Origin of the sequence: Pseudomonas sp. dw_358, from assembly GCF_018449655.1 — a bacterium.
GTDB lineage: Bacteria > Pseudomonadota > Gammaproteobacteria > Pseudomonadales > Pseudomonadaceae > Aquipseudomonas.
This window is the reverse complement of record NZ_JAAVUX010000003.1, coordinates 126970-146026: the sequence shown is the minus strand read 5'-3', so window position 1 is coordinate 146026 and position 19057 is coordinate 126970. Positions and strand designations below refer to the sequence as shown.

The 19057-nt window shown below is 61.3% G+C and carries 18 protein-coding genes; 15 read left to right on the top strand and 3 right to left on the bottom strand.

From position 1 onward, the window contains the following. Positions 1-143: 143 nt before the first annotated feature. From HB675_RS06570 to ispD, 5 genes are all read left to right on the top strand, one after another. The gene (locus HB675_RS06570) at positions 144-1775 is read left to right on the top strand and encodes a CTP synthase (RefSeq protein WP_213876868.1); all 1632 of its coding nucleotides are present in this window, start codon (positions 144-146) and stop codon (positions 1773-1775) included. Positions 1776-1778: 3 nt separating this feature from the next. Beyond that, positions 1779-2624 carry a 3-deoxy-8-phosphooctulonate synthase gene (gene kdsA / locus HB675_RS06565; RefSeq protein ID WP_213876866.1) on the top strand — a complete coding sequence of 282 codons (846 nt, stop codon included), beginning with the start codon at positions 1779-1781 and terminating at the stop codon, positions 2622-2624. A gap of 158 nt (positions 2625-2782) precedes the next feature. After that, a complete protein-coding gene (eno, locus tag HB675_RS06560) occupies positions 2783-4072 on the top strand; it encodes a phosphopyruvate hydratase (protein WP_213876864.1) in 1290 nt (429 codons plus the stop codon). 164 nt (positions 4073-4236) lie between these two features. Continuing rightward, positions 4237-4515 carry a cell division protein FtsB gene (gene ftsB / locus HB675_RS06555; protein ID WP_213876862.1) on the top strand — a complete coding sequence of 93 codons (279 nt, stop codon included), beginning with the start codon at positions 4237-4239 and terminating at the stop codon, positions 4513-4515. A 25-nt stretch (positions 4516-4540) separates the two neighbouring features. After that, positions 4541-5236: a 2-C-methyl-D-erythritol 4-phosphate cytidylyltransferase gene (ispD, locus tag HB675_RS06550; RefSeq protein ID WP_256737490.1), complete on the top strand. Its 696-nt coding sequence runs from the start codon at positions 4541-4543 to the stop codon at positions 5234-5236. A 108-nt stretch (positions 5237-5344) separates the two neighbouring features. On the opposite strand, the gene HB675_RS06545 is transcribed toward ispD, so the two are convergent. Continuing rightward, positions 5345-6238, bottom strand: coding sequence for a LysR family transcriptional regulator (locus HB675_RS06545; protein ID WP_213876858.1), 894 nt, complete (start codon positions 6236-6238; stop codon positions 5345-5347). 106 nt (positions 6239-6344) lie between these two features. On the opposite strand from HB675_RS06545, the gene HB675_RS06540 reads away from it, so the two are divergent. The 8 genes from HB675_RS06540 (at position 6345) to rpoS (ending at position 13565) form a co-directional block, all read left to right on the top strand. After that, positions 6345-7457 (top strand): S-(hydroxymethyl)glutathione dehydrogenase/class III alcohol dehydrogenase, encoded by a 1113-nt coding sequence (locus HB675_RS06540; protein ID WP_213876856.1) that lies wholly within the window; start codon positions 6345-6347, stop codon positions 7455-7457. Between the two features lie 22 nt (positions 7458-7479). Continuing rightward, complete coding sequence (fghA, locus tag HB675_RS06535; RefSeq protein WP_213876854.1) at positions 7480-8325, top strand: S-formylglutathione hydrolase; 846 nt, start codon at positions 7480-7482, stop codon at positions 8323-8325. A 101-nt stretch (positions 8326-8426) separates the two neighbouring features. After that, complete coding sequence (gene ispF / locus HB675_RS06530; RefSeq protein ID WP_213876852.1) at positions 8427-8900, top strand: 2-C-methyl-D-erythritol 2,4-cyclodiphosphate synthase; 474 nt, start codon at positions 8427-8429, stop codon at positions 8898-8900. Next, positions 8897-9955: a tRNA pseudouridine(13) synthase TruD gene (gene truD / locus HB675_RS06525; RefSeq protein WP_213876850.1), complete on the top strand. Its 1059-nt coding sequence runs from the start codon at positions 8897-8899 to the stop codon at positions 9953-9955. Before ispF ends, truD begins: the two co-directional genes overlap by 4 nt. Continuing rightward, positions 9943-10692 (top strand): 5'/3'-nucleotidase SurE, encoded by a 750-nt coding sequence (surE, locus tag HB675_RS06520; RefSeq protein ID WP_213876848.1) that lies wholly within the window; start codon positions 9943-9945, stop codon positions 10690-10692. The genes truD and surE overlap by 13 nt, the downstream gene beginning before the upstream one ends. Positions 10693-10730: 38 nt before the next feature. Continuing rightward, positions 10731-11366, top strand: a complete 636-nt coding sequence (locus tag HB675_RS06515) for a protein-L-isoaspartate(D-aspartate) O-methyltransferase (protein ID WP_213877288.1) — start codon at positions 10731-10733, stop codon at positions 11364-11366. Positions 11367-11509: 143 nt separating this feature from the next. Continuing rightward, a complete protein-coding gene (locus HB675_RS06510; RefSeq protein WP_213876846.1) occupies positions 11510-12454 on the top strand; it encodes a peptidoglycan DD-metalloendopeptidase family protein in 945 nt (314 codons plus the stop codon). A 106-nt stretch (positions 12455-12560) separates the two neighbouring features. Further along, the gene (gene rpoS, locus HB675_RS06505; protein ID WP_213876844.1) at positions 12561-13565 is read left to right on the top strand and encodes an RNA polymerase sigma factor RpoS; all 1005 of its coding nucleotides are present in this window, start codon (positions 12561-12563) and stop codon (positions 13563-13565) included. A gap of 609 nt (positions 13566-14174) precedes the next feature. Here rpoS and fdxA read toward each other — a convergent pair. Next, complete coding sequence (gene fdxA, locus HB675_RS06500) at positions 14175-14498, bottom strand: ferredoxin FdxA (RefSeq protein ID WP_213876843.1); 324 nt, start codon at positions 14496-14498, stop codon at positions 14175-14177. A 140-nt stretch (positions 14499-14638) separates the two neighbouring features. Next, entirely contained in the window at positions 14639-17206 is a 2568-nt protein-coding gene (mutS, locus tag HB675_RS06495; RefSeq protein ID WP_213876842.1) for a DNA mismatch repair protein MutS, read from the bottom strand. A gap of 153 nt (positions 17207-17359) precedes the next feature. On the opposite strand from mutS, the gene HB675_RS06490 reads away from it, so the two are divergent. Next, positions 17360-17860, top strand: coding sequence for a CinA family protein (locus HB675_RS06490; RefSeq protein ID WP_213876840.1), 501 nt, complete (start codon positions 17360-17362; stop codon positions 17858-17860). Positions 17861-17945: 85 nt separating this feature from the next. Continuing rightward, a complete protein-coding gene (recA, locus tag HB675_RS06485) occupies positions 17946-19055 on the top strand; it encodes a recombinase RecA (protein ID WP_213876838.1) in 1110 nt (369 codons plus the stop codon). The last annotated feature ends 2 nt before the right edge of the window (positions 19056-19057 follow it).

Genomic DNA, 19057 nt, shown 5'->3' with positions numbered 1-19057 from the left:
CTTCTGTGGATTCTCCTGAATCGCAGTGGTTGCTGATTGCCAGGCACTTTTTTCACGAAAAGGTCAGGCCATCGGGGGCTTCGGCCTTCCTTCGCTTTCCCAGGCGGCACCAGCCGCTATAACGCAGACTTCTAGGGTTTTTCATGACGCGCTACATCTTCGTCACGGGCGGTGTTGTTTCTTCATTGGGGAAAGGCATTGCCTCGGCTTCATTGGCGGCCATCCTGGAGGCGCGGGGGCTTAAGGTCACCATGCTCAAACTGGATCCGTACATCAACGTCGATCCGGGGACCATGAGCCCTTTCCAGCACGGCGAAGTGTTCGTCACACACGACGGCGCCGAGACCGACCTGGATTTGGGTCATTACGAGCGGTTCATCCGCACGACCATGACCCAGAACAACAACTTCACCACGGGCCGTGTCTACGAGCACGTGCTGCGCAAGGAGCGCCGTGGTGATTACCTGGGCGCGACCATCCAGGTCATCCCGCACATCACCGACGAAATCAAGCGCCGCATCATCAAGGGAGCCGGTGACGCCGACGTGGCCATGGTCGAGATCGGCGGCACGGTGGGCGACATCGAGTCCCAGCCGTTCCTTGAGGCGATCCGCCAGCTGCGGTTCGAAGTGGGCTCCAAGCGCGCCATGCTGATGCACCTGACGCTGGTGCCTTACATCGCCACCGCCGGCGAGACCAAGACCAAGCCCACCCAGCACTCGGTCAAGGAACTGCGCTCCATCGGCCTGCAACCCGACGTGCTGGTGTGCCGCTCCGACCACCCGATCGATGTCTCCTCGCGCCGCAAGATCGCCCAGTTCACCAACGTTGAAGAACGTGCGGTGATCGCCCTGGAAGACGCCGACACCATCTACAAGATCCCGGGCATTCTGCACTCCCAGGGTCTGGACGATTTCGTCGTCGAGCGTTTTGGCCTGCAATGCGGCAGCGCCGACCTGTCCGAATGGGAAAAGGTCGTCGATGCCAAGCTCAACCCCGAGCACGAAGTGACCATCGCCATGGTCGGCAAGTACATGGAGCTGCTCGACGCCTACAAGTCGTTGATCGAAGCCATGAGCCACGCCGGCATCAGCAACCGCACCAAGGTCAACCTGCGCTACATCGATTCCGAAGACATCGAAAATCAGGGTACTGGCCTGCTGGAGGGCGTGGACGCCGTTCTGGTGCCGGGCGGCTTCGGTCTGCGGGGTGTGGAAGGCAAGATCACCGCGGTGCAGTTCGCCCGTGAGAACAAGGTCCCGTACCTGGGCATCTGCCTGGGCATGCAAGTGGCGGTGATCGAGTTCGCCCGTAACGTCATGGGCTGGACCGATGCCAACTCCACTGAATTCGACCGCAGCAGCGGCCACCCTGTGGTCGGCCTGATCACCGAATGGGCGGATGCCACTGGCGCTGTCGAAACCCGTACTGAAACCTCGGACCTGGGCGGTACCATGCGTCTGGGTGCGCAAGAGTGCCAGCTGGAGGCCGGTTCCAAGGTCTTCGATTGCTATGCCAAGGAAGTGATCGTCGAGCGTCACCGCCACCGCTATGAGGTGAACAACAACCTGCTGCCACAAATGCTGGAAGCCGGCCTGATCGTCTCCGGCCGCTCCGGCGACGGCGCCCTGGTGGAAGTGGTCGAGGGCCAGGATCATCCGTGGTTCGTGGCCTGCCAGTTCCACCCGGAGTTCACTTCGACGCCGCGTGACGGTCACCCGCTGTTCACGGGCTTCGTCAAAGCGGCGCTGGTCCAGCATCAGAAGAAGGCCTGACCCATGGTTCAGAAGACGATTCGCGTCGGCAACATCGAGATCGCCAACGACAAGCCGATGGTTCTGTTCGGCGGCATGAACGTGCTGGAGTCGCGGGACATGGCCCTCAAGGTCTGCGAAGAGTACGTGCGGGTCACCGAGAAACTCGGCATCCCGTACGTATTCAAGGCCAGTTTCGACAAGGCCAACCGCTCTTCGGTCAGCGCCTACCGTGGCCCGGGTCTGGAAGAGGGCCTGCGTATTTTCGAAGAGATCAAGCGCACGTTCAACGTGCCGCTGATCACCGACGTGCACGAGCCGCACCAGGCCGCGCCGACGGCCGAAGTGTGCGACATCATCCAGCTGCCGGCCTTCCTGTCGCGGCAGACCGACCTGGTGGTGGCCATGGCCAAGACCAACGCGGTGATCAACATCAAGAAGGCGCAGTTCCTGGCGCCCCACGAGATGAAGCACATCCTCGCCAAGTGCGTAGAGGCCGGCAACGATCAGCTGATCCTGTGCGAACGCGGTTCGAGCTTCGGCTACAACAATCTGGTGGTTGACATGCTCGGCTTCGGCATCATGAAGTCGTTCGAGTATCCGGTGTTCTTCGACGTGACCCATTCCCTGCAGATGCCGGGTGGTCGTGCCGACTCCGCCGGTGGCCGCCGCGCCCAGGTCACCGACCTGGCCAAGGCGGGCATCAGCCAAAGTCTGGCCGGGCTGTTCCTCGAGGCGCACCCCGATCCTGACCACGCCAAGTGCGATGGCCCATGCGCCCTGCGCCTGGACAAGCTGGAACCTTTCCTGGCCCAACTCAAGGCCCTGGACGAACTGGTCAAGAGTTTTCCGACGGTAGAAACCGCCTGATCGCTCAAACTCCGGTAAAGTGCTGCTCGTTTGAATGCTCTGGCCTGCGGGCCGGGGCGTGATCGCCCAAGGGCCTGCCCTGTTGTACTGCGCCCGGCGGCGGTTAATGGATTTCCCTCAGCTGCGTCGTTTTCGTCAACTTTGGAGTGTTCACAACAATGGCAAAAATCGTCGACATCAAAGGTCGTGAAGTTCTCGACTCCCGTGGCAACCCCACCGTGGAGGCTGACGTACTTCTGGACAACGGCATCATCGGCAGCGCTTGCGCACCGTCCGGCGCCTCGACCGGCTCGCGCGAAGCACTGGAACTGCGCGATGGCGACAAGAGCCGTTACATGGGCAAGGGCGTGCTGAAAGCTGTGGGCAACATCAACGGCCCGATCCGTTCCGCACTGCTGGGCAAGGACCCTGTGGACCAGAAAGCGCTGGACCGCATCATGATCGACCTCGACGGCACCGAGAACAAGGCCAGCCTGGGCGCCAACGCGATTCTCGCCGTGTCCTTGGCGGCCGCCAAGGCCGCTGCCCAGGATCAGGACCTGCCGCTGTACGCGCACATCGCCAACCTCAACGGTACGCCGGGCGTGTACTCGATGCCGGTGCCGATGATGAACATCATCAACGGTGGCGAGCATGCCGACAACAACGTCGACATCCAGGAGTTCATGATCCAGCCGGTGGGCGCGAAGACCTTCTCCGATGCGATGCGCATGGGCACCGAGATCTTTCATCACCTCAAGGCTGTGCTCAAAGGGCGTGGTCTGAGCACCGCCGTCGGTGACGAGGGCGGTTTCGCACCGAACCTGGCGTCCAACGAAGACGCACTGTCGGCCATCGCCGAAGCCGTTGGTAACGCCGGTTACAAACTGGGCACCGACGTGACCCTGGCGCTGGACTGCGCAGCGAGCGAGTTCTACAAGGACGGCGTCTACGATCTGGCTGGCGAAGGCCACAAGTTCGACGCGGCCGGCTTCGCCGATTACCTGGCCGGCCTGACCGAGCGTCACCCGATCATCTCCATCGAAGACGGCCTGGACGAGTCCGACTGGGCCGGCTGGAAAATCCTCACCGACAAGATAGGTGAGAAGATTCAGTTGGTGGGCGACGACCTGTTCGTGACCAACACCAAGATCCTCAAGGAAGGCATCGACAAGTCGATCGCCAACTCGATCCTGATCAAGTTCAACCAGATTGGCACGCTGACGGAGACGCTTGAAGCCATCCAGATGGCCAAGGCCGCGGGTTACACCGCCGTGATTTCCCATCGTTCCGGTGAAACAGAAGACTCGACCATTGCCGACCTCGCCGTGGGCACTGCAGCAGGTCAGATCAAGACGGGTTCGCTGTGCCGTTCTGACCGTGTGTCCAAGTACAACCAACTGCTGCGTATCGAAGAGCAGTTGGGCGCCAAGGCTGTCTACAATGGCCGCAGCGAGTTTCGCGGTTAAGCCAGAGATGTTAAAAAGACGTCTGCGCTGACTGAATCACCCGCCCAGGCCCGGTTTGCTCACAATGCGTGCGCCGGGCCTGGTATCCAGAAACCGGGATGCCACAAGCCGCAGGCTGGCGCGGTCGTCTTTTTACAGTGGCTTTATTTTCAGTGGATAGAGTGATGCGCAGTCCTTATTGGTTGTTCCTGGTTCTGCTCCTGCTGCTCGGCGGCTTGCAGTACCGTCTGTGGGTGGGTAACGGCAGCCTCAAGCAAGTGGCCGAACTCCAGGCACAGATTGCCGATCAGCATCACGAGAACGAACAGTTGCTTGAACGCAACCGCGTGCTCGACGCCGAAGTGGCCGAATTGAAAAAAGGCATGGAAACCGTCGAAGAACGTGCCCGGCATGAGCTGGGTATGGTCAAGGACGGCGAAACCCTCTACCAGCTTGCACAGTGATCTCCCCTAATTGACAACCCCCTCTTTGACCGGCTTCTGGGCAGTCGTCCCAGCGGCAGGCGTCGGTGCGCGTATGGCTGCCGACCGTCCCAAGCAATACCTTACCCTGGGTGGACGAACCATCCTGGAGCACAGCCTGGATTGCTTTCTCGGCCATCCCGCGCTCAAGGGTTTGGTGGTCAGCCTTGCGCCTGAGGACCCTTATTGGCCGAGCCTGGCGTGCGCCGCCGACCACCGAATCCAGCGAGTGGCAGGTGGCAGTCAGCGGGCTGATTCGGTGCTCAATGCATTACTGCATCTGCACGCCAGTGGCGCCGACGATGACGACTGGGTGCTGGTACACGATGCTGCGCGACCGAACCTGGCGCGCGACGACCTCGACCATCTGTTGCTCGAGCTGGCCGAAGACCCCGTGGGCGGACTGCTGGCAGTGCCGTCCCGCGACACCCTGAAACGCGCCGACGCCAGCGGGCGGGTAGTCGAGACGGTAGACCGCAGCGCGATCTGGCAGGCTTTCACGCCGCAGATGTTCCGCTTGGGGCCGCTGCATCGGGCACTGGCAGACAGCCTGGTGGCCGATGTGGCAATCACCGACGAAGCCTCGGCCATGGAGTGGGCGGGTTCCGCGCCTCGCTTGATCGAGGGGCGCAGCGATAACATCAAAGTGACCCGGCCCGAGGATCTGGAATGGCTGCGCGCGCGCTGGACGCGGTCGTTATAGATCCAGGCAGGACATCGATGGCGGGTGGCAACCCTGCAGGACCGAGCGTGCTCGGGAACCCGGTGCCACCTTCCGTGCGCGCTCGGTCCTGCAAGGCCAGTGTCTCCCTCAGGTTTTGTACTCTGCCCGCCCGGCCAGGCCCTCGCGCAGATAATCCACCAGTTTCCTGACCTTCGGCGATAGATGCCGCTGTTGCGGATACAACCCCCACACCGCCGTATCCGGCGGCTGATGCCCTTCAAGCAGAGACACCAGCGCGCCGCTGTGCAGGTGTTCGAGCACGTAATAGTCCGGCAGCTGACACAGTCCGACCCCGGCCAGCGCGGCCTCCAGCACGGACTGGCCGCTGTTGCAACGCCAGTTGCCCTGGACTCGGTGGGTTGCGTCACGGCCGTCCTGCACCAATTGCCATAGGTCAGAACTGCCCACCAGGCAATTGTGGCGCGCCAGTTCCGACAGGCTATGGGGGCGGCCGTAGCGTTCCAGATAGGCCGGGGATGCACACAGATACAGGCGCCGCGGCGCCAGGCGCGCCGCCACCAGCCGAGACTCTTGCAAGCGACCCAGGCGAATGGCCAGGTCCATCCCCTCATGCAACAGGTCGAGCGGACGGTTGCTCAGTTCGATGTCGACCCGCAACTGTGGGTACAACGTCATGAAGCGCGTCACCAGCGGCACGATGAAGCGCTCACCGTAGGCCACCGCGCAGGTCATGCGCAGCAGCCCCTTGGGCTCGCCGCCCAGGTCGCTGATGGCGCGCAGGGCTTCTTCGCGGCTGTCCTGCAAGCGCTGGCAGTGGTGCAGAAATGTCTGGCCGGCTTCGGTCAGGGTGACGCGACGGGTGCTTCGATAGAGCAGGCGAGTCTGCAAGCGCTCCTCCAGGCGCGCCACCTGACGGCTGATGTGAGACGACGAAACCCCCAGGCGTTCGGCGGCGGCGGTGAATTGGTTGGACTCGGCGACGGCGACGAACTCGTCGATGCCTTCCCAGCGGCTTTCCATCCGATTGTCCCTGTATGGCAATAATATTTTGCTAACTGCCTGATTATTCATCAGTAGGCGATGAATTACACTCCTCGTCTTATTTATCCTTGCTGGAGTCGACTTCATGATCAAGTCCCGTGCCGCCGTAGCCTTCGAAGCGAAAAAGCCGTTGGAAATCGTCGAGGTCGATGTCGCCATGCCCAAGGCCGGTGAAGTGCTGTTGCGCGTGGTTGCTTCCGGCGTTTGCCACACTGATGCCTACACCCTCTCGGGCGCCGACCCGGAAGGCATCTTCCCGTCCATCCTTGGGCACGAAGGCGGCGCCATCGTCGAAGCCATCGGTGAAGGCGTGAACTCGCTGGCCGTGGGCGATCACGTGATTCCGCTGTACACCGCCGAATGCCGTCAGTGCAAATTCTGCCTGTCGGGCAAGACCAACCTCTGTCAGGCGGTCCGCGCGACCCAAGGCAAAGGCTTGATGCCCGATGGCACCAGCCGTTTCTCCTACAAAGGCCAGCCGATTTTCCACTACATGGGTACCTCGACCTTCTCCGAGTACACCGTGCTGCCGGAAATCTCCGTGGCCAAGATCCAGAAAGAAGCGCCGCTGGAAAAAGTCTGCCTGCTGGGTTGCGGCGTGACCACCGGGATCGGCGCCGTGCTCAACACCGCCAAGGTCAAGCCCGGTGACACTGTGGCCATTTTCGGCCTGGGCGGGATCGGCCTGTCGGCGATCATCGGCGCAGTCAAGGCCAAGGCCAGCCGCATCATTGCCATCGACATCAACCCGGCCAAATTCGAAATCGCCCGTCAACTGGGCGCCACCGACTGCATCAACCCCAAGGAATATGACCGCCCGATCCAGGAAGTCATCGTCGACTTGACGGATGGCGGTGTGGACTTTTCCTTCGAGTGCATCGGCAACGTACAACTGATGCGCGCGGCGCTGGAATGCTGCCACAAGGGCTGGGGCGAATCGGTAATCATTGGCGTGGCCGGGGCAGGGCAGGAAATTGCCACCCGTCCGTTCCAGCTGGTGACCGGTCGCGTCTGGCGCGGTTCGGCGTTCGGCGGCGTGCGCGGCCGTACCGAGTTGCCGAGCTACGTCGAGATGGCCGAGAAGGGTGAAATCCCGCTGGACACCTTCATTACTCACACCATGGGTTTGGAAGATATCAACAAGGCATTCGACCTGATGCACGAAGGCAAGAGCATCCGCTCGGTCATCCACTTCTGATCATCGCTCAAGGAGTGCGGCCATGAGCCTGGAAAACCTGTCCAGCCAGAAGAGTTTTGGCGGTTGGCACAAACGTTATCGCCATGCTTCCAAGGTGCTGGGTTGCGACATGACCTTTGCCGTCTACCTGCCACCCCAGGCAGAGCACAACGCCCGGCTGCCGGTGCTGTACTGGCTGTCGGGGCTGACCTGCACCGACGAAAACTTCATGCAGAAGGCGGGTGCTCACCGGTTGGCGGCCGAGTTGGGTCTGATCCTCGTCGCGCCGGACACCAGTCCGCGGGGCAAGGACGTCCCGGGTGATCCTGATGGCGCCTGGGATTTCGGCCTGGGTGCCGGCTTCTACCTCAATGCGACCCAGGAGCCTTGGGCACGCCATTATCGGATGCATGATTACGTGGTGCGGGAACTGCCTGCTCTGATCGAGACGCATTTTCCGGCCTCGGACCGGCGCGGTGTGAGCGGCCACTCCATGGGGGGTCACGGCGCCTTGGTCTGCGCTTTGCGCAACCCAGGTCGGTACCGGTCCGTGTCAGCGTTTGCCCCCATCAACAATCCGATGGATTGCCCGTGGGGCCAGAAAGCATTCTCGCGCTTTCTCGGCGAAGACCGCTCGCGCTGGAAGGAGTGGGACGCCTGTGCGTTGATTGCCCAGGCCGCCGAGAAGCTGCCGTTGCTGGTGGATCAGGGTGATCGTGACGACTTCCTGGCCACTCAGCTGAAGCCCGAAGCGCTGGCGCAAGCCTGCAAGCAGGCCGGTCATGACCTTGAGTTGCGCTTGCAGCCAGGGTACGACCACAGCTATTACTTCATCGCCAGCTTCATTGATGAGCATCTGCGTCATCACGCAGCGGCCTTGCAGGGCTGAGAGGGCGTCAAGCAGATTTGACGCCAGAACTCATCGCCTTGAGAAATGTTCGCAGCGACAAGGTAGAATCTCGCCCTGACTCAATCGGGGCGTTTTATTTTATGCGTATTGGCCACGGCTACGATGTGCACCGTTTCACCCAAGGCGAATTCATCACGCTGGGCGGCGTCAAGATCGCCCACAGCTTCGGCCTGCTGGCGCACTCCGACGGCGACGTGCTGTTGCATGCGTTGAGCGATGCCTTGCTGGGCGCGGCAGCCCTGGGGGACATCGGCAAGCATTTTCCCGACACCGACCCGCAATTCAAAGGCGCAGACAGCCGGGTGCTGTTGCGCCATGTGGTGTCGATTGTCGAGGCCAAGGGCTGGAAAGTCGGCAACGTCGACGCCACCATCGTTGCCCAGGCACCGAAGATGGCACCGCACATCGAGGCCATGCGCGCGAGCATCGCCGCCGACCTGAATGTCGACATCGACCAGGTCAACGTCAAGGCCACGACCACTGAAAAACTGGGCTTTACGGGGCGCGAAGAAGGCATTGCCGTGCATGCTGTCGCCTTGTTGCTGCGCCCATGAACGAACTTGACCTGTTAGGCCCTCTCGCCAGTGGCGCAGCCTTGGGGACGGCGGTACTCAAAGCCACGGCCGAAGATTTCCAGGTTGATGAAGTGCTGGATATTCCGCTTTCCGGGGAAGGCGAACATCTCTGGCTGTGGGTAGAAAAACGCAACCTCAATACCGAAGAGGCCGCGCGCCGTCTGGCCAAGGCGGCGGGTGTGCCCTTGCGCACGGTCAGTTATGCAGGCCTGAAAGACCGCCAGGCCTTGACCCGGCAATGGTTCAGCCTGCACCTGCCGGGCAAGGCCGACCCGGAGCTGGTCGCTGCTGAAAACGAAAGCCTGAGCATCCTCAAGCGCACCCGTCATCAGCGCAAGCTGCAACGCGGTGCCCATGCGGCGAATGGCTTCACCCTGCGTCTGACCCAACTTGTCGCCGACCACGTTGCCCTCGATGCGCGGCTCGAACACCTGAAAGTGAGCGGCGTTCCGAACTATTTCGGCACCCAGCGTTTTGGTTATCAAGGCGGCAATCTGGTCGACGCGCGCCACTGGGCCGAGCGCCAGGCGCTGCCCGAGCAGCGCAATGTGCGTTCGCGGCTGCTGTCCACCGCCCGCAGCTATCTGTTCAATCGGGTGCTGGCGGCGCGCGTCACGAACGGCACGTGGTGCCGGGCGCAGGTGGGCGATCTGCTGGCCTTTACCGACAGTCGCAGCTTTTTTTCGGCCGGAGAGGCCGAGTGCAGCGATCCGCGCCTGGCGATTCTCGACCTGCACCCGACCGGTCCCTTATGGGGCGAAGGTGACTCGCCGGCCAGCGGCGAGGCGTTCGCGCTCGAGCAACAGATGGGTTTGCGCGAGGCCGAACTGGCCACGTGGTTGAAAAAAGCGGGCATGGCGCAAGAACGCCGCATCCTGCGACTGCCCATTAGCGGTTTGTCGTGGCATTATCCGGAGCCTGACATTCTGCAACTGGAATTCGTCCTTCCGGCCGGATGCTTCGCCACCGTCGTGGTGCGCGAACTCATCGACCTGGTCTCGGCAGGGCAGACGGACAGCTCATGCGTATTCTGATATCCAACGACGACGGGGTCAGCGCTCCCGGTCTCGCCGCGCTTCATGCTGCGCTGGCGGATTATGCCGAGTGCGTGGTGGTGGCCCCCGACGGCGACCGTAGCGGCTCCAGCAGCTCGCTGACCCTCGACCGTCCGCTGCACCCGATTACGTTGCCCAACGGCTTCATCAGCCTGAATGGCACGCCGACGGACTGCGTGCACCTGGGCCTCAATGGCCTGCTGGCGGAGGAACCGCACATGGTGGTCTCAGGCATCAACATGGGCGCCAATCTCGGCGACGACGTGCTGTATTCCGGGACAGTGGCGGCAGCCCTGGAGGGGCGCTTCATCAACGGCACCTCCCTGGCGTTCTCGCTGGCCTCGCGTCAGGTCGACAACTTGCCGACGGCGGCTCATTTCGCGCGTCTGCTGGTGGAAGCCCAGGCGCAGTGGCATCTGCCTGCGCGCACGGTGTTGAACATCAACATCCCCAATCTGCCCCTTGACCACATTCGCGGGATTGCCCTGACTCGGCTCGGCCATCGAGCTCGTAGTGCGCGGCCCAACTACGTGGTCGATCCACGAGGCAAGCCGGGCTACTGGATCGCTGCGGCCGGGGATGCCGAGGACGGCGGCATCGGCACCGATTTTCATGCTGTGATGCAAGGTTATGTGTCCGTCACGCCCTTGCGGCTCGATCGAACTTTCAACGAGGCGTTTGGTGCCCTTGAAGGCTGGCTCGAGGAGCTGCACTGATGCGCGAGCAGGATGACTTGCAGCGTCGGGGCATCGGCATGACCTCGCAACGGACCCGCGAGCGGCTGATCCAGCGCCTCTATGAGGAGGGTGTCACCAATAACCATGTGCTGGATGTCATCCGGCGTACGCCCCGCCACCTGTTCGTGGATGAGGCCCTGGCACACCGGGCCTATGAAGATACGGCGCTGCCTATCGGTCACAACCAGACCATTTCCCAGCCCTACATGGTCGCCCGCATGAGCGAGCTGCTGCTGGCGGCGGGCCCCCTGGACAAGGTCATGGAGATCGGTACGGGCTCGGGTTATCAGACCGCCGTGCTGTCGCAACTGGTCGAGCGGGTGTTCTCGGTGGAGCGCATCAAGGTGCTTCAGGACCGGGCAAAGGAGCGGCTGATCGAACTCAACCTGCGCAACGTGGTGTTTCGCTGGGGTGATGGCTGGGAGGGCTGGCCGGCGTTGGCCCCATACAACGGCATCATTGTCACCGCCGTGGCGGCGGACGTGCCCCAGGCCTTGCTGGACCAGTTGGCGCCCGGCGGACGTCTGGTGATTCCCGTGGGCTCGGGCGAGGTTCAACAGCTGATGCTGATCGTGCGGGAAGAGCATGGGTTCACTCGACATGTCCTCGGCGCCGTGCGCTTCGTGCCACTGCTCAATGGGCCCCTGGCCTGACGTACTGAATTCTGCCGAAGCGGACATGTCAGAGGGCCTGAACGGAAAATAAAGTATTTATTTGTTTTACCGAATCAGGCCCTCTTGATAGCGAACCGTTATAATTGCGACACACAATTTATATTTTTACAAGGGAGCGGCGGGTGAGTCTCACAGTCAATCGGCAGCGTTTAGGTGTATCGAGTTTGAAGCTTCTGACGACTGGCTTGGCCCTGGCGATCACCTTGGCGGGGTGCTCCAGCGCTCCCTCGAACAATGGCGTACGTGTGGTTGATCGTAGCAATTCGTCCGGCGTTTCGTCGTCGGCTGCGGCGGCGGTGCCGCAGCGTCCTATGGTGACCACGGGCCAATACGTGGTGCGTCGCAGCGACACGCTTTATTCGATCGCCTTTCGCTACGGCTGGGACTTCAAGGCGCTGGCCGAGCGCAACCGCATTCCGCCACCCTATGTGATCTACCCCGGCAGGGTCATTCGATTCGATGGCGGCTCGGGCTCCTCCTCCCGTGTCGTGGTTGCACCGGTCCCGGTCCCGACTCCGCCCTCGGCATCATCGGTCACCTCCGCTTCCAGCCCGTCTTCATCCTTCAAGACAACGGTCATTCGTCGGCCAGTTGCTGGCGGTCCTGCCGTCGTGGCGCCCGTCGCGGGGACCACCCCGGTTCCGTCCTCCGCTGTCGCACCGGCGACCAACCCAGTGCCAGCCGGAGAACGCCTGTCGGGCAACTGGGCGTGGCCCGCCAACGGCGTTCTGATCAGCAAATTTGCTTCAAACGGTAGTTTGAATAAAGGAATTGATATCGCAGGTGATTTGGGACAGCCTGTTTTTGCCGCCGCTGATGGATCAGTTGTATACGCCGGGAGTGGGTTACGGGGCTACGGCGAATTGATCATCATCAAGCACGGCGACACCTACGTCAGTGCCTACGGTCACAACCGCAGGCTTTTGGTTCGGGAGGGGCAGCAGGTCAAAGTCGGGCAAGCCATTGCCGAGATGGGTTCTACGGGTACTGACCGTGTGAAGCTGCACTTTGAAATCCGCCGTCAGGGCAAACCTGTGGATCCGCTGCAATTTTTGCCGCGTCGTTGATATGTATGCCAGCCTGTTCTTTCACGTAGTGGGGACAGGCTCCAGCGTTGCCAAGGAAAGTGGCGCCGCTAGAGCTTGAGGTCGAACTCAGCAAAGGACTATAACAATGGCTCTCAACAAAGAAGCGCCGGAGTTTGACATCGACGACGAGATGCTCCTGATGGAAGCCTCGATCGTCCTGGATGCAGAGTCGGAAGAAGAACCTGTTCAACCGGCAGTTCGGGCCAAGGCGAAAAGCTCAACGGCACTCAAGCAACACAAATACATCGACTATACCCGGGCGCTTGATGCGACCCAGCTATATCTCAACGAAATCGGTTTCTCCCCCCTGCTCTCGCCCGAAGAAGAAGTGCACTTCGCGCGGCTGTCGCAAAGCGGCGACCCGGCGGGCCGCAAGCGCATGATCGAAAGCAACCTGCGACTGGTGGTCAAGATTGCCCGGCGATACGTCAACCGTGGCCTGTCGCTGCTCGACTTGATCGAAGAGGGAAACCTGGGCCTGATACGTGCCGTCGAGAAATTCGACCCCGAGCGCGGCTTTCGCTTCTCGACCTACGCGACCTGGTGGATTCGGCAGACCATCGAACGTGCCATCATGAACCAGACCCGGACCATCCGGCTGCCCATTCATGTGGTCAAGGAGCTCAACGTCTATCTGCGTGCGGCTCGCGAGCTGACTCAGAAACTTGACCACGAGCCATCGCCTGAAGAAATTGCCAGTCTGCTGGAAAAACCCGTGGGCGAGGTCAAGCGGATGTTGGGCTTGAACGAGCGCGTTTCTTCGGTGGACGTTTCGTTGGGGCCGGATTCCGACAAGACCCTGCTCGACACGTTGACTGATGACCGCCCTACCGACCCTTGCGAGCTGCTGCAGGATGATGATCTGTCCCAGAGCATCGACCAGTGGCTTTCGGAGCTTACCGACAAGCAGCGTGAGGTGGTGGTGCGTCGCTTTGGCTTGCGTGGTCATGAAAGCAGCACGTTGGAAGACGTGGGTCTGGAGATTGGTTTGACGCGTGAGCGCGTACGGCAGATACAGGTAGAAGGCCTGAAGCGGCTTCGTGAAATCCTTGAGAAAAACGGCTTGTCCAGTGAGTCGCTGTTTCAGTAACTCTGGCCTGGCACCCAAACGCCCCGACTGGTTCGGGGCGTTTTTGTTTCCGGTGTTCGAAGGGGGGTTCGCTGTGGCGTGTTGTCAGTGATCACTGACAAGTTGCGTGGGCGAATGGCGAAAAACCGCAGTGGTTATTTAGCTGAATAGTTTCAGCCTTTATAACCTATTGATACACAAGGTTTATAAATCCTGATTGAATGGTCAGTTGACTTCGTTTGTATTATTTGTCGAGTTGCGGTCAGTTTTGGAGGCGTTACTATCAAGGCGTGTTCAGGGAGTAGAACACAGGCTTTCAAGGATGTTGGCCAGGACGTCGCAAGAAGCGATTTCATCAGGATGATGACAAGGAATACAGGGAGCAAGGATGGAAATGTGGGCGGGTCATACCGCCCCTTTTTTTTGCCTGAAGAAAAGCAGTTCCAGGTCCGCTCACTCCCGCGCTGCTCCATTCGGCGTGCCGAGGGCGCGGACCGTCGATAGCCAGATCCCAGGCAGATTCGTGCAGCCTGCAGGTCAGGTGGTCAACGTCGCTATTGGGAAGTCGGTATGGGCCCGAATAAAAAAAGGCCCACGAGGGGCCTTTCGATCGAAACCTTGGTCGGACTTTTAACGTTCCAGATCCTTGATCTTGCCCTTCACGCCATCAAATTCTTCAGCGTCGGCCATGGCCTCTTTCTTCTCGGTGATGTTCGGCCAGACTTCCGCCAGCTCCACATTCAACTGGATAAACTCCTGCATATCCTCAGGCACCTCGTCTTCCGAAAAGATCGCCTGTGCCGGGCACTCTGGTTCACACAGCGCGCAGTCGATGCACTCATCCGGGTGGATCACCAGGAAGTTCGGGCCTTCGTAAAAGCAGTCCACCGGACACACTTCTACGCAGTCGGTGTACTTGCACTTGATGCAGTTGTCGGTGACGACGAAGGTCATTTCTCTTTCTCTCCTCAGGCGGCGGCAGCGAAGCCCTGCTGAAAGGGCCGCTTGGCTTGGGATTGGCCGCCATGCCCCAGGCTAATAGGTCACGGCATTCCCAAACCGCGCGGGATTCTAACAGCTTGTTACCGATGGCGTTAGACCCGTGTCTTCAATGTATAGAGCATTTCCAAGGCCTGACGCGGCGTCAGGCCATCGATGTCCAGCTTGGCGAGCTGGTCCAGCACGGGGTGCGGCAGGCTCGCGAACAAATCACGCTGGTGCGGCACTTTGACCTTGCCGGGCTTCGTCGCCTCGATGTCCCTGGGCAGGCTGGAGGTCTCCAGGCGGCTCAAATGCTCCCGCGCGCGTTTGATCACCGGCGTCGGCACACCTGCCAACTGGGCCACGGCCAGGCCATAACTCTGGCTGGCCGGGCCGGGTAATACGTGGTGCAGAAACACGATCCGCTCATTATGCTCGGTGGCACTGAGGTGCACGTTGGCAACCAGCGGTTCACTGTCCGGCAATACCGTCAGCTCGAAATAATGCGTCGCGAACAACGTATAGGCACGCAGTTGTGCCAGGCGTTCCGCAGCGGCCCAGGCAAGCGACAGGCCGTCGAAAGTACTGGTGCCGCGACCGACTTCATCCATCAGCACCAGGCTGCGCTCGGTAGCATTGTGCAGGATATTGGCGGTCTCGCTCATTTCCACCATGAAGGTCGAGCGGCCCCCGGCCAGGTCATCGCTGGAGCCGATCCGGGTGAAGATTCGGTCCACCAGCGACAATTCGCAGCGCGCGGCCGGTACGTAGCTGCCGATATGCGCCAGCAGCACGATCAGTGCGGTTTGCCGCATATAGGTGGATTTACCCCCCATGTTCGGTCCGGTGATCACCAACATGCGGGTGTTGTCATCCAGCGCCAGGTCGTTGGCCACGAAAGGCGTCGTCAGGACTTGCTCCACCACCGGGTGACGACCTTGAGTGATGCGCATGCAAGGCTCTTCGACGAAGCCGGGGCAGTTGAGGTCGAGGGTCAACGCGCGTTCGGCCAGGTTGCTCAGCACGTCCAGCTCCGCCAGCGCGGCGGCGGTGTCCTGCAAGGGTGCCAGATGACCGATCAAACCCTCCAGCAGCGCTTCGTAGAGCATTTTCTCGCGGGCCAGTGCGCGGCTTTTCGCCGACAGCGCCTTGTCCTCGAACTCTTTGAGCTCGGGGGTAATGAAGCGCTCGGCACCCTTCAGGGTCTGGCGCCGGATATAGTCAGCGGGTGCCTGTTCGGCTTGCTTGCTCGGCAGCTCGATGAAGTAGCCGTGCACACGGTTGTAACCGACTTTCAGGTTGGCCAGGCCGGTGCGGGCCTTTTCACGGGTTTCCAGGTCGATCAGGAACTGTCCGGCGTTCTCGCTGAGGGACAGCAACTCGTCGAGTTCGCTGTCGTAGCCGGTCTTGAGCACGCCGCCATCGCGGATCACGGCGGGCGGGTTGTCGATGATGGCGGTTTGCAGCAGCTCGGCCAGCTCCGGGTAGGTGCTGGCGATTGCCGCCAGGTGCGCCAGGTGCGGCGCTTCCAGATCCGCCATGGCAATCTGCAGTTGCGGCAGCGCGCTCAGGGCATCGCGCAGGCGCGCGAGGTCGCGCGGGCGAGCGTTGCGCAGGCCGATACGGGCCAGGATGCGCTCGATATCGCCGATTTCCTTGAGCTGAGGTTGCAGCTGTTCGAAGCGGTAGCCTTCGAGCAGGCAGCCAATGGATGTCTGACGGGCACGCAGGACAGTCAGATCGCGCAACGGCCGGTTCAGCCAGCGGGTCAGCAAGCGACTGGCCATGGCGGTCTGGCAGCGGTCGATGACCGATTGCAGGGTATTGTCCCGGCCACCTGCCAGGTTGGTATCCAGCTCCAGATTGCGCCGGCTGGCGCCGTCCAGAATCACCGTATCGTCCAGCCGTTCGTGGCGCAGGCTGCGCAAATGGGGCAGGGCGGTACGCTGGGTTTCCTTGGCGTAGCCGAGCAGGCAGCCCGCGGCGCCGATGGCCAGGGTCAGGTTCTCGCAGCCAAAACCTTTGAGGTCCTGGGTCGAGAACTGCTGGCACAGGCTTTTGAGCGCGCTGTCGCGTTCGAAGTCCCAGGGCGCGCGACGCCGGGCGCCACGGCGCTTCTCCGCCGGCAGGCCTTGGGGCCAGTCGTCAGGGATCAGGAACTCTACCGGGTTGATCCGCTCAAGTTCCGCCAGCAGGGTTTCCCAGCCATTGATTTCCAGGACCGTGAAGTTGCCGCTGGTGATGTCCAGGACCGCCAGACCGAACAACCGCTCGTCGCCCAGTACCGCGGCGATCAGGTTGTCGCGACGCTCGTCCAGCAGCGCTTCATCGCTGACCGTGCCGGGGGTGATGATGCGCACCACCTGGCGTTCCACCGGGCCCTTGCTGGTGGCCGGATCGCCGATCTGCTCGCAGATCACCACCGACTCGCCCAGCTTGACCAGCTTGGCCAGATACCCCTCGGCCGCATGGTACGGAATGCCGCACATCGGAATCGACTGCCCGGCCGAACTGCCACGGGCGGTCAGGGTGATGTCCAGCAATCTGGCGGCTTTTTTCGCGTCTTCGTAGAAGATTTCGTAAAAATCGCCCATGCGGTAGAACATCAGCTGGTCCGGGTGCTGGTTCTTCAGGCGCCAGTATTGCTGCATCATCGGGGTGTGGTTGGAAAGGTCAGACATTCAAGGACTTGGCTCGTGTCGGAGGTGCAGGGAAGCTGACCGGCCATGGTACAGGGATTTTTTCGAGGTTGCCGCAGGTCGCGACCCCGGACGCTTGAAACTGCGCGTCGCTGGTGTACGGTAACGGCATTCAAATGTCTGGGAGTCGTTGCCATGGATGCTGTCACCACCCTCGCCACCACTTTGGGGCAGCGCTTGCGCGACCTGGATGCCCAGGTCAGTACGGCGGAATCCTGCACCGGTGGCGGCATCGCCGAGGCCATTACCCGCATCGCCGGCAGTTCAGCCTGGTTCGAGGCGGGTTACGTCACCTATTCCAATGCTCAGAAAACCCGGCAATTGGACGTACCAACGACGTTGTTCGGGCAGGTGGGCGCGGTCAGCCGCGAAGTCGTGGAGGCCATGGCCAGTGGCGCTCGAGATAAAAGCGCCGCGCGTTTCGCAGTGGCGGTCAGCGGGGTGGCTGGTCCCGGCGGCGGTTCGGCCGAGAAGCCGGTGGGCACCGTGTGGCTGGCGTGGGCCGATGGTGCGCAGACCTACAGCGTGCGCCGGCAGTTCTCGGGGGATCGTGAAGCAGTCCGCCGACAAACGGTGATCGCCGCGCTAGAGGGGTTGTTACACCTTGCCGCAGGAGAAATACCAACACAGGGGTAGGCGCGCGCCAACCACTGTGGAATAATACTGGCTACTTATACAGGTGTTCAGGCCTTCCGGCCTTATTGATTACGTGAGGACTTCAATGGACGACAACAAGAAGCGTGCCTTGGCTGCGGCCCTGGGTCAGATCGAACGTCAATTCGGCAAAGGCGCCGTCATGCGCATGGGCGATCACGACCGCCAGGCGATCCCGGCCATCTCGACCGGCTCGCTCGGTCTGGACATCGCGCTGGGTATCGGCGGTCTGCCTAAAGGCCGTATCGTCGAAATCTACGGCCCGGAGTCCTCGGGTAAAACCACGCTGACCCTGTCGGTCATCGCCCAGGCGCAGAAAAGTGGCGCCACGTGTGCGTTCGTCGATGCCGAGCATGCCTTGGACCCCGAGTACGCTGGCAAGCTGGGCGTCAATGTCGACGACCTGCTGGTGTCGCAGCCGGACACCGGTGAGCAGGCCCTTGAAATCACCGACATGCTGGTGCGTTCCAATGCCGTTGACGTGATCATCGTCGACTCCGTGGCTGCTCTGGTGCCCAAGGCTGAGATCGAAGGCGAGATGGGCGACATGCACGTCGGCCTGCAGGCCCGTCTGATGTCTCAGGCGCTGCGCAAGATCACCGGCAACATCAAGAACGCCAACTGCCTGGTTATCTTCATCAACCAGATCCGCATGAAGATCGGCGTGATGTTCGGCAGCCCGGAAACTACCACCGGTGGTAACGCGCTGAAGTTCTACGCTTCGGTTCGTCTGGACATCCGTCGTACCGGTGCGGTGAAGGAAGGCGATGAAGTGGTCGGCAGTGAAACCCGCGTCAAGGTTGTAAAGAACAAGGTGGCACCGCCATTCCGTCAGGCTGAGTTCCAGATTCTGTACGGCAAGGGCATCTACCTCAACGGCGAGATCATCGACCTGGGTGTGGCCAATGGTCTGCTGGAGAAGTCCGGCGCCTGGTACAGCTATCAGGGCAGCAAGATCGGCCAGGGCAAGGCCAACTCGGCCAAGTTCCTCCAGGACAACCCGGAGATTGGCGCTACCCTCGAGAAGCAGATTCGCGACAAGTTGCTCACTGGCGGCCAAGCGGCTCAGGACGTCAAGGATGCCAGTGCCAAGGAAGCCAAAGAGGCCAAAGGTAAGGCAGCCGTAGTTGCCGACTCTCCGGCGGATGATCTGGTTGACGCCGACGCTGACTTCTAAGC

Bases quoted from the DNA above. Each gene is read 5' to 3' on its own strand.
- fdxA (WP_213876843.1), bottom strand. From the start codon at position 14,498: ATGACCTTCGTCGTCACCGACAACTGCATCAAGTGCAAGTACACCGAC.
- eno (WP_213876864.1), top strand. From the start codon at position 2,783: ATGGCAAAAATCGTCGACATCAAAGGTCGTGAAGTTCTCGACTCCCGT.
- HB675_RS06545 (WP_213876858.1), bottom strand. From the start codon at position 6,238: ATGGAAAGCCGCTGGGAAGGCATCGACGAGTTCGTCGCCGTCGCCGAG.
- HB675_RS06570 (WP_213876868.1), top strand. From the start codon at position 144: ATGACGCGCTACATCTTCGTCACGGGCGGTGTTGTTTCTTCATTGGGG.
- HB675_RS06515 (WP_213877288.1), top strand. From the start codon at position 10,731: ATGACCTCGCAACGGACCCGCGAGCGGCTGATCCAGCGCCTCTATGAG.
- recA (WP_213876838.1), top strand. From the start codon at position 17,946: ATGGACGACAACAAGAAGCGTGCCTTGGCTGCGGCCCTGGGTCAGATC.
- HB675_RS06540 (WP_213876856.1), top strand. From the start codon at position 6,345: ATGATCAAGTCCCGTGCCGCCGTAGCCTTCGAAGCGAAAAAGCCGTTG.
- mutS (WP_213876842.1), bottom strand. From the start codon at position 17,206: ATGTCTGACCTTTCCAACCACACCCCGATGATGCAGCAATACTGGCGC.
- fghA (WP_213876854.1), top strand. From the start codon at position 7,480: ATGAGCCTGGAAAACCTGTCCAGCCAGAAGAGTTTTGGCGGTTGGCAC.
- ftsB (WP_213876862.1), top strand. From the start codon at position 4,237: ATGCGCAGTCCTTATTGGTTGTTCCTGGTTCTGCTCCTGCTGCTCGGC.
- rpoS (WP_213876844.1), top strand. From the start codon at position 12,561: ATGGCTCTCAACAAAGAAGCGCCGGAGTTTGACATCGACGACGAGATG.
- truD (WP_213876850.1), top strand. From the start codon at position 8,897: ATGAACGAACTTGACCTGTTAGGCCCTCTCGCCAGTGGCGCAGCCTTG.
- ispF (WP_213876852.1), top strand. From the start codon at position 8,427: ATGCGTATTGGCCACGGCTACGATGTGCACCGTTTCACCCAAGGCGAA.
- HB675_RS06490 (WP_213876840.1), top strand. From the start codon at position 17,360: ATGGATGCTGTCACCACCCTCGCCACCACTTTGGGGCAGCGCTTGCGC.
- surE (WP_213876848.1), top strand. From the start codon at position 9,943: ATGCGTATTCTGATATCCAACGACGACGGGGTCAGCGCTCCCGGTCTC.
- kdsA (WP_213876866.1), top strand. From the start codon at position 1,779: ATGGTTCAGAAGACGATTCGCGTCGGCAACATCGAGATCGCCAACGAC.